Genomic DNA, 14,198 nt, shown 5'->3' on the forward strand with positions numbered 1-14,198 from the left:
CCCCTTGTTTTCATTGCTATTTTCCTAACAATCTAAACATGTTTTTCTTATAATTTTCAACTCCAGGCTGTGTAAATGGATCTATATTGTTAGTATACCCACTAATTGCACATGTCATCATGAAAAAGTAAAAAAGTTTGCCTAAGTAAAATTCATTCATTTCTGGCACCTTTATTACTATGCCTGGTACTTTGCCTTCATTATGTGCCATAAATGTTCCTTCAAACGCCTTATCATTTATGTCATTAAATGTTCTTCCAGACAAATAATTTAATTTATCAAAGTCATTTGAGTCAGCAGGTACTACTATATCACCTTTGGGCTGTTCTGTCACTATAGTTGTTTCAAAAATTATTTTTTTACCTTCTTGAACAAATTGACCCATAGAATGTAAATCTGTAGTAAAGTTTAATGATGCTGGAAATATTCCTTGTTCATTTTTACCTTCACTTTCACCAAACAACTGTTTCCACCATTCTGCTATTGATATAATTGATGGCTCATACCCTACAAGTATTTCTACTTCCTTACCTTTTTTATTTAATATATTTCTTGCAGCCGCATACAAACAACAAATATTATTTTCAAAATCAGTAGTTTGATATTCATTCGATGCATCCCTAAGCCCTTCTATAAACTTATCAGTATCAAGTCCTGCTGCAGCCATAGGCAAAAGCCCTACTGGTGTAATTACAGAATACCTTCCTCCAATATTATCAGGTATTTTAAATGCTTTATAGCCATATAATTCAGAAAGACTCTTTAAAGCACCCTTTTTCTCATCAGTGACAACAAATATACGATTTTTTGATTGTTCTTTATACTTTTCGTCCATCATATCTCTTATTATTCTAAATACTAAAGCTGTTTCTAATGTAGTTCCAGATTTTGATACCACAATTATACATACTTTTTTAGTTTTAACAACTTCCAACAAATTTTTCAAATACGCTCCACTTAAGTTTTGACCAGCATAATAAACTTGTGGTTTACATAATTCATTGTGAAAATCCCCCCTTATAGCTTCTATGGAAGCTCTTGCCCCAAGGTATGATCCTCCTATGCCCAGTAGAATAATCGCGTCGCTATTATTTATAATATAACTAGCTGATGCTTTTATCTCTTCATATTCTACCTCATCATAGTTGTTCATGTAATCAACCCAACCTATCATATCGCTACTTATTCCACTACCATTCAAAAGAGTTTTTTGAGCCTCCATTATTTGTGGCTTCATGTTTTGCAATTCTTCATGTGTTACAAAGCTTCCTTTTAAATCAAGTGCAATTTTCTTCACTTAGATACCCCTCTCTTTATTTTATATAATTTCTGCCATAAGTATAGCGTAATCATCTTTTTGCACATCACTATAAGATGAAAGTGACGATTTCAATTCCTTTAAAATACTATCTGAACTATTAATTATTTTTATAAGTTTTTCAACACCAAATTCTTGTCCAAATATATCCCTCGCTTCAGTTATGCCATCGGTATAAAAAAACAATTTATCTCCTTCGTTTAATTTTACAGTTTTTATATCATACTCAACGCTATCAAATATATTACATATTGGATATCCTCTAGATTCAAGCATCTCTATCTCTTTTGTACCACTTCTCAAAAGAATTGGAATAGAATTATGCCCAGCATTTACAAATTGAAACTCATGAGTTATTTTATTGTATATTCCAAAGAAAACTGAAAAATATTTTTCTGTATCTAAATTAAGTGCTAAAAATGTTTTATGGAGGTCTGCAATTATTTGGTCTGCATTGTTCCTTCCTTTTGCTATTGTCCTAAGTGATTGTCTAACAAATATGGTAAGAAGTGCTGCTGTCACTCCATGCCCTACTACATCACATATATAAATCCCTACATTATCAGAATCCATATTAAAAACATCGAAAAAATCACCGCTTAAAGATTCAGATGATTCATATAAATAATCTATATTAACGCTATTGTAAATTCCTTTTGGAGGTAGCATTCTCATTTGCATGTTTCTTGAAAATGCAATATCTTCACTCATTTTTCTGTTCTTTTCGCTTATTTTTCGTGCTAACTCTTTTTCTACTGTCATGTCTCTAAAAACTTCAACAGAACCTATAATTTCATTTTTCTCGTTAATCATAGGTGATGATACAACCATATATGTTTTACCATTTAAATTTGTTTCTTTTCTATGAATGGTGCCATCTCTTAACGTTTTATTAGATATACAATTGTCACATTTTTTTCCAGTACAAAATACATCATAACACAGTTTCCCTACTATGCTATCTCCTAGGTCTTCCCTCATTTTCTTGTTAGCAAAAAAAACAATATTTCTTTTATCTATAACCCTAACCCAGTCAATCATACCATCAATTACGCTCAATTGGTATTCACTCATTATTTTGATTGATTGTTTCACATACACCACTCCTTCCTAAATTATTCTTTTCATTGACATAATTAAAAAGTACTTTACCTATTTTTTCTGCGTTATGTCTGATGTAATTTTTTCTTATATCTATAAAGTTACTGCTTATTACTTTTATATTTATTTCTTCAAGCTTCTTTTTTTGGTCTTCATCAATTAAAACCTGTCTAGCTCCCTTATATTTATAATTCTGAATAAGATCATCTGATATTAATTCGTCATTAGCTATTACATAATCTATTAAATTCCTAGAGCTATGTTTTATTATTGCATTAACATGGTCAACTACGTCAAAGTCATCTGTTTCACCTGGCTGTGTCATTACATTACAAATATAAAAAACAGTTGCCTTAGACTGAATTATTAGTTTTGGTATATCACTAACTAAAATATTGGGTATAACGCTTGTATATAAACTTCCTGGTCCCAAAATTATTATATCTGCATCATTTATATCATTTATGGTTTCGTCTAATGGTTTGCATATTTCCGGAACCAATGTAACCTTATCAATATAACTATTTGACATACTCACATACTCAGGAATATCTTTTTCTCCTAAAATACAGTCGCCATTACTTAAATAAGCTTTAAGTTGAGTGTCTTGCAATGTCATTGGTAAAACTTTGCCGGAAAGTCTAAATATACTTCCAATTTCTTTAAGTGCATGTTCATAATCTCCAAATATTTCATACATTGCAGCTATGAACAAATTTCCAAAGCTCTGCCCTGTTAAATAACCATCTTTAAACCTATGCTGTAACAATTTTATCATAGTAGGTTCAATGTCTGCTAGGGCTGTAATACAATTTCTCATATCCCCTGGTGGAAGCATACCTAAATCTTCCCTAAGAACTCCTGAACCACCTCCATTATCAGCTACAGTTACCACCGCGGAAATATCTTTTGTATATTTTTTAAGTCCTCTTATTAGTATAGAAAGACCCGTTCCCCCACCAAAAACTACTATTTTCATAAACGTCCCCACTTTTCTTCTAATTTACTTCATTGAATCTCTATGTGTCACTAGGACCCTGTAATTTTTTTCTTTTAAAAATTCTGATATTTTATTTGAAATTGTTACGGATCTATGCTTACCTCCAGTGCATCCTATAGATATTACTAAATTAGATTTTCCTTCTTTTACATAGAGGGGCATCAAAAATTCTAACATATCTAAAAGTTTTTCAACAAAAATAACACTTGTTTCAAATCCCATAACATATTCTTGAACTTTTATATCATTTCCTGTATAATACTTCAATTCTTCAATATAATATGGATTTGGTAAAAATCTTACATCAAAAACTAAGTCCGAATCTTGTGGTATGCCATATTTGTATCCAAATGACATAACGGTAACACTTAAATTATGCGAAATCTTACCAATTAAAAATATGCTTAATATTTCTTCTTTCAATCTGCCTAGTTTCATATTTGAAGTATCAATTATATAATCTGACTTCTGTTTAACTTCCTTCAATAATATTCTTTCTTCTTGAATTCCATCTATTATCGTTCCAGTTGTACTAAGTGGATGAGGACGTCTCAACTCTTTGTACCTTTTTACTAACTCATCGTCTGAGGCATCCAAATACAATATCCTATACTTTATGCCCTTATTTTTCAATATTTCCAAGCTGTTAAAAAGTTCTTTGAAAAAAAAGCCTCCCCTTATATCAGCAACTACAGCAACCTTATTTACTTCTTTAGATGATCCCTTACATAATTCAGCAAAATTAGGCAAAAGTGCTGGAGGCATATTATCCATACAGTAGTAATTAATATCTTCCAAAACTTTAATAGCCTGACTTTTCCCAGCTCCAGACAAACCTGTTAAAATTACAAACTCCATAATAACACTCCCTTATGCTAAATTTATTATTCTGTTTAAATCAAGTCCTGATTTTTGTGCTGCTTTTATTGCATTTGTGAATCCACCGATGCTATCTTTTATATGAGAATCACTATTTATTACAAATCGAACATCATATTTTGCTGCAATTATAATTTCCTCAGAATTCAAATGATGATGATGATTGTTTATTTCTAAAATCGTGTTTCTTTTTTCAGCTATACATGCAATCTTATCAATATCAACTGGTATCTTATCTCCAGGATGAGTTAAAATGTTTATATTATATTTATTCAAAGCTCCTATTATAGCTATTGTATTTTTTTCTATTTGTTTTTCTCTTATTCTTTTATTGAATTTTCCTAAAAAATTCATTACATGAAAATTCCACAAATCATTAAATGTTGAAAATACTACGCCTGAGTGATATCCACACAAAATTATGTCACATAAACTTAAAAGGTCGTCATTTAAATCTGTATTGCCATTTATGCTCAATATATTTGATTCCACACCAAATAATATTTTTATTTGAGGATATTTTTTTCTCATTTCCTCAATTTTATTTTTAGCCTCAACTATTTTATTTTTCTTTATTCCATAAAGAAAGTGCTTTGGTCCATGGTCTGTTATAGCAATCTCTTTAAGTCCAAGTTCAACTGATGTTTTCACTATTTCTTCTATAGTTGATTTCCCATGATTATTCTTTGAATACGTTGAATGTATATGATAATCTGCAGTTAATTTCATTTAAATCCCTTCTTTTTCACTATTACGGTAATAATATATGATATTTTATTTAACTTAGCGAATATTTTGTGAAATTGTACGAAATTCTAAAAACAGTTTTGGCTCATTTAGCGTAGCGGATGTGAGCCATTGTTTTTAGAATTGAAGTAACAATTTCCAAAATTTAAGCAGGAAAAATAAAATATATATATTATTACAGTTTAGTTCCTATTATTTTTATTTCTGGTTCTAGCATTACACCAAATTTATCATATACTGCACTTATTACTATTCTCATAAGTTCCAATACATCTTCACAACATGCATCATCAAAATTAACTAAAAAACCGCTGTGTTTATCAGAAACCATTGCCCCTCTATAAATAAGTCCCTTTAATCCTGCATCTTCAATTAATTTTGATGCGTAACCATCTTTAGGTCTTTTAAATGTACTTCCTGCACTTGGTAAATTTAAGGGTTGCTTAGAAATTCTTTTCTCATTTAAATCTCTAATTTTATCCTCTATTATCTTCTTATCTCCATATTCTAACTCTATTTCAACTTCTATAACAAATAAATTTGTATCAGAAACTCGGCTGTGTCTATAGCTAAAATTCATTTCTTCATTAGTAAAGTTATACATATTACCATTAGAATCTATACAATGAACTTTTTTAACAACATCTTTCATCTCTCCACCGTATGCACCTGCATTCATACAAACAGCCCCGCCTATATATCCAGGAATTCCGCTTGCAAACTCAAATCCTGCAAGGCTTTCATTTGTTAAATACTTGGATAATACTGATAAAAGGGTTCCTGCTCCAACAGTTATTAAATTATCTTGTTTTTTTATATAATTAAATTTATCTCCTATTTTTATAATTATACCTTTAAATCCCTCGTCTGAAAATAACAAGTTTGTTCCATTTCCGATTATATAATAGTTTACTTTATATTTTCTTATTAAATCAAATATTTTTTTTAATTCTTCTACATTGTCAGGCTCAACAAGTATATCTGCGCCTCCTCCTATTTTAAAATATGTATGATTCTTTAAGGGCTCATCGCTAAGCACCTTTCCATTTATATTTAAAATCAACTCTTCGTATAGTTCATTAATAATTCTTGAATGTTCCACTAAATCACCCTTTCCTAATTATATATACCTATAATTATATGTTTTATTTTAACATTTATTTTAATCTTTTTAAAGACATATTTTTTTCTTAATATTTATAGATATTATATTTTTAAACTTAATTATTGACATAGATTTATCATAATGCTAATATTATAGTATCATTATTACTTTTTTCTTATTTTTATTAATTATAAAAATATAAATCACACTATCCTTGGAGGTATCTATGAAAAAAAAAATATTCGAGTTAATTAACAAATTAACTCCAGAACTAAATGAATTAAGTTTGCAAATTTATAATCATCCTGAACTTGGTTACGAAGAGTACAATTCATGCAAGCTACATAAAGATATACTTAGAAAATACGGCTTTAATGTTACAGATAATTTTTCAGGTGTAGAAACAGGCTTTAAAGCTGAATATAAGGGGGATAAAGACGGTATAACTATAGCATACATGGCAGAATATGATGCCTTACCCGAGATAGGTCACGGATGTGGTCACAACCTCCTTGGTACCGTAAGTACTGGTGCTGGAATTGTATTAAAACAACTAGTAGATGAAATAGGTGGTACTGTAATAGTTTTTGGCACGCCTGCTGAAGAAACTAGTGGCGCAAAAATTACATATGTTGAAAATCATGAATTTGATGATGTTGATATAGCATTAATAGCACATCCAGGTAGTGAATATGCAAAAAGCGGTACATCACTTGCATTGGAACCTATTCAGTTTGAGTTTTTCGGACAAACTGCACATGCAGCTGCTGCACCTGAAAAAGGTATAAATGCATTGGATGCTGCAATAGCAACATTTAACAGTGTTAACGCAATGAGAGAGCATATGCGTAGTGATTCAAGAGTTCATGGAGTTATAATCGATGGAGGAAAGGCTGCAAATGTTGTTCCCGACTACAGCAAATGCCAGTTTTATGTTCGTTCTACAACTAAATCATACAATAAGGAACTCCTTGAAAGAGTTAAAAATTGTGCTAGAGGCGCGGCTCTTGCTACTGGAACTAAATTAGAAATTACAAAATATGAATTTAGTTATGACAACATGGTTACAAATCAAACATTGTCAAATGTATTCAATAAGCAAATTTTTGATTTGGCTAATATAACTATGAATGAACCTCCAAAAAGTACTGGATCAATTGATGCCGGACAAGTAAGTCAAGTATGCCCTACTATCCATCCATATTTTGATATTACAAATGATAAAAATGTAATTGGTCATACTAGAGAAATGGCTAATAGTACTTTAACACCATATGCTAAAGAACAAATGAAAAACACAATAGGTGCACTTGTTATGACTGCAATAAAAGTAATAAGCGACCCTAACCTTTATGAAAAAATAAAATTAGAATTTGAAAACACAGTTAAATAAACGAACTATTTACTCCTTCTAATTCCAATGAAACCAAATAATTTGGGCAGGTTCAGAAAAAACTAATTATAAATGGAAACCTAAGTAAATATTATAACAGCCATGTCACTAAACTATGTAACATGGCTGTTATAATATTTCACTTTTGTAATTACAACAAAGCTGCTGCTTTTTGAACTGCTTTTGATACAGCTTCTACTACTCTATTGTCAAACGGTCCTGGAATTATGTAGTTTTCTGATAATTCTTCATCACTAACTAATCCTGCGATTGCATAGGCTGCTGCTTTCTTCATTTCTTCAGTTATTTTTTTTGCCCTTGCATCTAACGCACCTCTAAATATTCCTGGGAAAGCAAGAACATTATTTATTTGATTTGGAAAGTCTGACCTGCCTGTTCCAATAACTTTAGCTCCTGCTTTTTTTGCTAAATCAGGCATAATTTCAGGAATTGGATTAGCCATTGCAAATATTATTGAATCTTTATTCATACTTTTTATCATTTCTTCAGTAACTGAATTTGGTGCAGATGTTCCTATGAATACATCGGCTCCTACTATAGCATCCTTTAAACTTCCATTTAATTTTTCTTTGTTTGTAATTTGAGCAAGCTCTATTTTGTATTGGCTTAGTTGTGCCTCTCGTCCTTCGACTACTATACCCTTGCTATCACATGCTACTATATTATTTACCCCTAGAGAAATCATCATTTTTATTATGGCTGTACCTGCTGCACCTGGCCCATTTAATACAACTTTAATATCACCAATAGATTTTTTAGTTAATTTCAAGGCATTTATAAGTGCTGCACAAACTACTACTGCTGTTCCATGTTGGTCATCATGAAAAACAGGAATATCTAGTAATTCTCGCAATCTCTTTTCTATTTCAAAACATTTTGGAGCTTGAATATCCTCAAGATTGATTCCTCCAAATACTGGAGCGATATTTTTAGCTGTGTTTATTATTTCTTCTGTATCCTGTGAAGCAACACATATTGGAAATGCATCAACATTTGCAAAATTTTTAAATAATACAGCTTTTCCCTCCATTACTGGTAAAGCTGCCTCAGCACCAATATTTCCTAAACCTAATACAGCAGAACCATCAGTTAACACCGCAACAAGATTTCCTTTTGCTGTGTATTTATATACATCGTCTTTGTTTTCATGGATTTTTCTGCATGGTTCTGCAACACCAGGAGTATAGGCGGTGCTTAAGTCATCTCTGTTTTGAACCCTTACTTTACTTATTACTTCTATCTTTCCTTTATGCTCTTCATGCATTTTTAACGCTTCTTCATTATAATTCATTTATTGTATTTCCTCTCATTTATTATCTAAATATTATTTATAAGTTCTCTTATTATACCTGGTACTGTTGTTTCAACATCTGGCATATAAACTCTTTCTGTAATAGTGTGATAGTCTTTTCCCCAAGGACCAACGACTATGAAAGGAGCCGATATTTTTTCTATGTCATCAAATGGTATATTGTATATAGCATTTGGTGTTACCATATTCGACATAACTTCTTCTTCGCTTTCTCTGTCAGTGCATGATGTATAGCTTCCATCACATATACCCATGAAATAATTTTCTTTTTCAATTTTTAGTCCAAAATCTTTAACTAAAGTATTTTCAATACACTCAACATATTTATCATTATTATTTTCTAAATAACTATTATTGGCTGACGGATAGTATGGTGGAATAAAACCAATTACAACTAAAGGTTCAGTAATCATTGATAGTTCAATTATAGATTTTATTATATAAACTCCCGCATCCTGTATTGTCATTTTATTGTTACTAACTAACTCATATATTTTCTCATATAATTCTTTTTTTAGTTCGCTATAATTATCATTGTTTTCTTCCGCTATTTTATCTATTTCCTCAAATGTATAAACTAAACAACCATATTCTCTTTTAATCTTACCATTTAAAGAAGCCTTTTTATTAAGAATATCAAACACTCTATTATATTTATCAATTATTGTATCAAATGATTCATTGCATATAGATTTTACATCTTCAAGAATTTGAATTGGTGTTTTGCTTTTTAAAAACTGATAATTCAAATATATTGCACTATACTCTGGTACGGAAACATCATATATTTCCTTTAAATCCCGTGCATACAAAACAGTAGGAGGCGGTGTAGTCATACCCATATCTGTAGAACACAAATCTGGATTTAATTCTAAATTAGTAATAATCTCAGACATAATTACTGTTGAATTAAGTCCCTCCATAACATCGCTACCATGTGCAATTCTACCTTTAACTACTATAGAAGGCATAATCTTACCAACTGTTCCCACAAACACTTTAAATTTATCTTCTTGGTCTCTAATGTGTGGCTCCGTAATTAATATAAGCTTGTAATCTAAGTCAAATTTTTCCTTTAATTCGCAAAATAGCTTTGCAGATTGTCTCATTCCTGCTGATAAATTTTCTTCATCATGAACTGCAACAAACAAAACATTTACATCTTCATTTATACTTGAAGCTACAGCATCTAGATTTATAGCAATGCCTGCTTTCATGTCGTTTATTCCTCTACCAAAATACCAATCAGGATTTTGAATATCTTTTTTAGCATCACTACCTATATTCATTGACTTTAGCTTTTCTCTTAATTCATCTGGATTTAATGCATATTCTTTAATAGCTCCATAGGAATCAATTTCAACTGCATCATAATGCCCAGTTAAAACTATTGTTCTTTTTGATTTTCCTCTATGTAGTGCCCAAACAACTGGTCTATTTAAAAAATCATTATTATAATACTTTCCACACAAATCTGGATTTTCTATAAAATATTTCTGTTCTTTTATTATGTCTAGTATACAATCTGCCATCTGAATTTCTCTCAAAGTTCCAGTATCACTTTGCACTGATACTAACCTGAATAAAATTTCTCTAATACTATTAATCATAATATCACATCCTATACTATTTCATCTAACCAAGCTTTTCCTACTCCTATTTGTCTTTTTACTTCAGATGGTGCAGTTCCTCCAAATGAAACCCTGCCATTAATACAACCTTCCATACTTAAATCTGGAAATGTTGATTTACTAAGCCTATTATCAATAGAATTTAATTCTTCATCTGTCAAATCAATAAAATCCTTTTGATTTACTTCACAATATTTTACCATTTTACCCACAATCTCATGTGCTTCTCTGAAAGGTATCTTCATTTTTACAAAATGCTCTGCTATATCTGTTGCATTTAAAAAACCTTTATTTAGTTGTTTCTTTATATTTTCTGTTTCAAATTCAGTTTTTTCAATCATCTTTGCAAAAATTAATAAGCTGTTTTTTAAGGTATCAATAGTATCAAACAAGCCTTCTTTATCTTCCTGAAAATCCTTGTTGTATGCAAGAGGTGTACCTTTCATAACTGTCATTAATTGAAACAAATTACCATATACTCTACCAACTTTTCCTCTTAGAAGCTCTGCCATATCTGGATTTTTCTTTTGCGGCATAATGCTGCTGCCTGTACAAAAGCTGTCGTCAATAGAAATATATCCAAATTCTTGTGAATTCCAATATACAAATTCTTCTGCAAACCTACTTATATGCATCATACAAATTGATGATGCGCTCATAAGTTCAAGTACATAATCTCTATCGCTAACTGAATCCATAGCATTTTCTGTAACATTATTAAATCCCAAAATTTCAGCAGTTCTATGTCTGTTAATAGGAATTGTTGTTCCTGCTAAGGCGCATGAACCAAGAGGGCAATAATCTGTTCTTACTAACGAGTCCATAAATCTTTCTATATCTCTCTTAAACATCTGAAAATACGCCATTAAATGAAAGCCTATAGTAACCGGCTGAGCATGTTGCATATGTGTAAATCCAATCATTATCTCATCATGATACTTTTCAGCTTTTTCAAGAAGTACGTGCTCCATGTATTTAAGGTTATCAATGATTAACCCTATCTCTTTTTTTACGTATAATCTAGTATCAACCGCAACTTGATCGTTTCTACTTCTTGCTGTATGTAGCTTCTTTCCTATATCTCCAAGTCTTTGAATCAGTATACCTTCAACTGCCATATGTATATCTTCATCATGAACTGAAAATTCGATTTTACCACTTTCGATTTCTTTTTTTATTTCATTCAATGTTTCAATTATTTTATTTTTTTCTTCTTCTGTTGCTATACCTTCCTCGCAAAGCATAATTATATGAGCAATACTACCATCAATATCACAATCATACAATCTTTTATCAAAACGTATAGATGCATTAAATTCTTCAACTATTTTATCCATACCTTTTTCAAATCTTCCACTCCATAGATTTGCCATATACCTCTCCTTTTGTTTCCACTTACAGGTTTTCCAAGGTCATAAAACCTACTCTGCAATAAAATATTTTTTTATAATTATAACATACTTTCTATTTTCTTCAAGTTATTATTTATAACCTTTTATTTTTAAATATCAAATAATGATATAAAATCCATATAAATTATTAGAATCATTTCGGTAATTATGGAGCTTGTATAAAACAACAAAGAGTTTAAGCTGTTTAGCTTAAACCCTTTTGATTATTAATACTAATAATTTTTAGAAAGTATTTGGAAATGAGCTTGTGGATGGTCGCAAACTGGACAAACTTTTGGAGCTTCTTTCCCTATGTAAACATGTCCACAATTAGCACATTGCCATACAACTGATTCTTCTTTTTTGAAAACTGCTTGTTCTTCTACATTTTTTAATAATGCTAAATATCTTTCTTCGTGTCCTTTTTCAATTTTTGCTACTGCTTCGAATAAATAAGCTATTTTATCAAAGCCTTCTTCTTTAGCTTCTTTTGCAAAATTTGCATACATATCAGTCCACTCATAGTTTTCTCCAGCAGCTGCATCTTTTAAGTTAGTTGCTGTATCAGGAACTCCGCCATGCAATAATTTAAACCATATTTTAGCATGTTCTCTTTCATTGTGTGCAGTCTCTGCAAACAACTCAGATATTTGCACATAACCTTCTTTTTTTGCTTTAGAAGCATAATATGTATACTTATTTGTAGCTTGTGACTCTCCGGCAAATGCTGCCATTAAATTTGCTTCTGTTCTAGTACCTTTTAATTCCATAATAACACCTCTTATTTTAATTTTATATGATATAGAAGCTATTTATAAAACAGCTTCTATATATCAATTACATAAAGCTAATGTAATATATACCCAACATTTTATAAGTTAAACATTAAATTTATCTAAATAATTGTATACATTTCTTTGGCATCATCTTTCATTACGTGTTCTGTAAGCTTTTCAACTCTTATCTTCATAGGTTTTGTACCAAAAACTATTTCGATTTCATCTCCTACGCTCACTTCTGTTCCAGGTTTTGCAGATTTACCATTTACAAATACCCTGCCTTGTTCACATGCTTCTTTCGCTATTGTTCTACGCTTAATTACTCTTGCATTTTTTAAATATTTATCTATTCTCATGTTTCCTCCTGCCTTATATGGTGGAAATTCTTTAATTAAAATACTACTACAGTTTTAATTAGAAACTTGTTTTAATTTTTCTGCTTGGTCTGAAGTTGTTAATGCATCTATCATCTCTGTTATATCCCCATCTAAAAACGAATCTAACTTATATAGTGTAAGTCCAATTCTGTGGTCGCTCACTCTTCCTTGAGGATAGTTGTAAGTCCTTATTCTCTCACTTCTATCTCCTGAACCAACTTGGCTTTTTCTCTCTTGAGCAAGTTCGCTATTTTGCTCTTGTAAATATTTATCATAAAGTTTCGCTTTTAGAACCTTAAATGCTTTATCTTTATTTTTTAACTGAGATTTTTCATCTTGGCATGATATAACTATACCTGTAGGTATATGTGTCAATCTTACAGCCGAGTCAGTTGTATTTACACACTGACCTCCGTTTCCAGAAGACCTAAAAACATCAACTCTAACATCATTAGGATTTACCTCTATATCTATGTCATCAACTTCAGGCAAAACTGCAACTGTAGCAGATGATGTGTGTATTCTACCACTTGATTCTGTATCTGGTACCCTTTGTACTCTGTGCACTCCACTTTCATATTTAAGTTTAGAATATGCACCTTTACCTTTTATTGAAAAAATAACTTCTTTGTAACCACCAATTCCTTGATCACTCATAGACATAAACTCAGTTCTCCAGCCTTGTCTTTCAGCATATCTAAGGTACATCCTCAATAAATTACCAGCAAAAAGTCCTGCTTCATCTCCACCTACACCAGCTCTAATTTCTACTATAACATCCTTATCATCATTTGGGTCTTTAGGTAGTAATAGTATTTTGAGTTCTTGCTCTAATACTTCTTGTTTTTCAGCAAGCTCCTTTATTTCTTCTTTTACCATTTCTTTGAAATCATCATCCAGCTTTTCCCTTAGCATTTCTTTAGATTCTGCATGCTGATTTTTAACTTCTTTATACTCTTTGTATTTTGTAACTATTGGTTCTATTTGAGCCTGTTCCTTCATGAGTTTTTGCAATTTTTGTGAATCACTCAATGTAGCAGGGTCTGATAATTTTTCACTTAGTTCTATATATTTTTCTTCTAGAAATTCTAATTTATCTAACATAATAACCTCTCTCATAACCTTATTCAATTTTTATTGTTTT

Annotated in this window: 13 protein-coding genes; 1 reads left to right on the forward strand and 12 read right to left on the reverse strand. The window is 30.8% G+C overall.

The genetic code is table 11. The annotated features are described in order from the left end of the window. Positions 1 to 16 precede the first annotated feature (16 nt). The 6 genes from J2Z76_RS01665 to murB form a co-directional block, all read right to left on the reverse strand. The gene (locus J2Z76_RS01665; protein ID WP_209510243.1) at positions 17 to 1,297 is read right to left on the reverse strand and encodes a glucose-6-phosphate isomerase; all 1,281 of its coding nucleotides are present in this window, start codon (positions 1,295 to 1,297) and stop codon (positions 17 to 19) included. Between the two features lie 21 nt (positions 1,298 to 1,318). After that, positions 1,319 to 2,413, reverse strand: coding sequence for a SpoIIE family protein phosphatase (locus J2Z76_RS01670; RefSeq protein ID WP_209510244.1), 1,095 nt, complete (start codon positions 2,411 to 2,413; stop codon positions 1,319 to 1,321). Beyond that, positions 2,385 to 3,398 carry a gluconeogenesis factor YvcK family protein gene (locus tag J2Z76_RS01675; RefSeq protein WP_209510245.1) on the reverse strand — a complete coding sequence of 338 codons (1,014 nt, stop codon included), beginning with the start codon at positions 3,396 to 3,398 and terminating at the stop codon, positions 2,385 to 2,387. The genes J2Z76_RS01670 and J2Z76_RS01675 overlap by 29 nt, the downstream gene beginning before the upstream one ends. Before the next feature lie 24 nt (positions 3,399 to 3,422). Then, complete coding sequence (gene rapZ, locus J2Z76_RS01680) at positions 3,423 to 4,277, reverse strand: RNase adapter RapZ (RefSeq protein WP_209510246.1); 855 nt, start codon at positions 4,275 to 4,277, stop codon at positions 3,423 to 3,425. 12 nt (positions 4,278 to 4,289) lie between these two features. Then, positions 4,290 to 5,027, reverse strand: a complete 738-nt coding sequence (locus J2Z76_RS01685) for a PHP domain-containing protein (RefSeq protein ID WP_209510247.1) — start codon at positions 5,025 to 5,027, stop codon at positions 4,290 to 4,292. A gap of 193 nt (positions 5,028 to 5,220) precedes the next feature. Further along, complete coding sequence (gene murB, locus J2Z76_RS01690) at positions 5,221 to 6,147, reverse strand: UDP-N-acetylmuramate dehydrogenase (protein ID WP_342455000.1); 927 nt, start codon at positions 6,145 to 6,147, stop codon at positions 5,221 to 5,223. A 229-nt stretch (positions 6,148 to 6,376) separates the two neighbouring features. Here murB and J2Z76_RS01695 point away from each other — a divergent pair, with 229 nt between their 5' ends. Continuing rightward, a complete protein-coding gene (locus J2Z76_RS01695) occupies positions 6,377 to 7,543 on the forward strand; it encodes a M20 family metallopeptidase (RefSeq protein WP_209510248.1) in 1,167 nt (388 codons plus the stop codon). A 151-nt stretch (positions 7,544 to 7,694) separates the two neighbouring features. Here the strand turns inward: J2Z76_RS01695 and J2Z76_RS01700 are convergent, their stop codons facing one another. The 6 genes from J2Z76_RS01700 to prfA form a co-directional block, all read right to left on the reverse strand. Then, positions 7,695 to 8,855: an NAD(P)-dependent malic enzyme gene (locus J2Z76_RS01700; protein ID WP_209510249.1), complete on the reverse strand. Its 1,161-nt coding sequence runs from the start codon at positions 8,853 to 8,855 to the stop codon at positions 7,695 to 7,697. Positions 8,856 to 8,881: 26 nt separating this feature from the next. Then, positions 8,882 to 10,486 carry a M20/M25/M40 family metallo-hydrolase gene (locus J2Z76_RS01705; protein ID WP_209510250.1) on the reverse strand — a complete coding sequence of 535 codons (1,605 nt, stop codon included), beginning with the start codon at positions 10,484 to 10,486 and terminating at the stop codon, positions 8,882 to 8,884. Between the two features lie 11 nt (positions 10,487 to 10,497). Beyond that, positions 10,498 to 11,880 (reverse strand): argininosuccinate lyase, encoded by a 1,383-nt coding sequence (argH, locus tag J2Z76_RS01710; protein WP_209510251.1) that lies wholly within the window; start codon positions 11,878 to 11,880, stop codon positions 10,498 to 10,500. A 251-nt stretch (positions 11,881 to 12,131) separates the two neighbouring features. Further along, positions 12,132 to 12,668, reverse strand: a complete 537-nt coding sequence (rbr, locus tag J2Z76_RS01715) for a rubrerythrin (protein ID WP_245210267.1) — start codon at positions 12,666 to 12,668, stop codon at positions 12,132 to 12,134. 125 nt (positions 12,669 to 12,793) lie between these two features. Beyond that, positions 12,794 to 13,033, reverse strand: a complete 240-nt coding sequence (locus J2Z76_RS01720) for an RNA-binding S4 domain-containing protein (RefSeq protein WP_209510252.1) — start codon at positions 13,031 to 13,033, stop codon at positions 12,794 to 12,796. A 54-nt stretch (positions 13,034 to 13,087) separates the two neighbouring features. Then, a complete protein-coding gene (gene prfA / locus J2Z76_RS01725; protein WP_209510253.1) occupies positions 13,088 to 14,158 on the reverse strand; it encodes a peptide chain release factor 1 in 1,071 nt (356 codons plus the stop codon). Positions 14,159 to 14,198 lie beyond the last annotated feature (40 nt).

It is taken from the genome of Sedimentibacter acidaminivorans, assembly GCF_017873955.1.
In the GTDB taxonomy this organism is placed as follows: domain Bacteria; phylum Bacillota; class Clostridia; order Tissierellales; family Sedimentibacteraceae; genus Sedimentibacter; species Sedimentibacter acidaminivorans.

Coding starts and splice junctions, on each gene's coding strand:
- J2Z76_RS01695 (WP_209510248.1), top strand. CDS start 6,377: ATGAAAAAAAAAATATTCGAGTTAATTAACAAATTAACTCCAGAACTA.
- rapZ (WP_209510246.1), bottom strand. CDS start 4,277: ATGGAGTTTGTAATTTTAACAGGTTTGTCTGGAGCTGGGAAAAGTCAG.
- J2Z76_RS01685 (WP_209510247.1), bottom strand. CDS start 5,027: ATGAAATTAACTGCAGATTATCATATACATTCAACGTATTCAAAGAAT.
- rbr (WP_245210267.1), bottom strand. CDS start 12,668: ATGGAATTAAAAGGTACTAGAACAGAAGCAAATTTAATGGCAGCATTT.
- argH (WP_209510251.1), bottom strand. CDS start 11,880: ATGGCAAATCTATGGAGTGGAAGATTTGAAAAAGGTATGGATAAAATA.
- prfA (WP_209510253.1), bottom strand. CDS start 14,158: ATGTTAGATAAATTAGAATTTCTAGAAGAAAAATATATAGAACTAAGT.
- J2Z76_RS01675 (WP_209510245.1), bottom strand. CDS start 3,398: ATGAAAATAGTAGTTTTTGGTGGGGGAACGGGTCTTTCTATACTAATA.
- J2Z76_RS01705 (WP_209510250.1), bottom strand. CDS start 10,486: ATGATTAATAGTATTAGAGAAATTTTATTCAGGTTAGTATCAGTGCAA.
- J2Z76_RS01700 (WP_209510249.1), bottom strand. CDS start 8,855: ATGAATTATAATGAAGAAGCGTTAAAAATGCATGAAGAGCATAAAGGA.
- J2Z76_RS01720 (WP_209510252.1), bottom strand. CDS start 13,033: ATGAGAATAGATAAATATTTAAAAAATGCAAGAGTAATTAAGCGTAGA.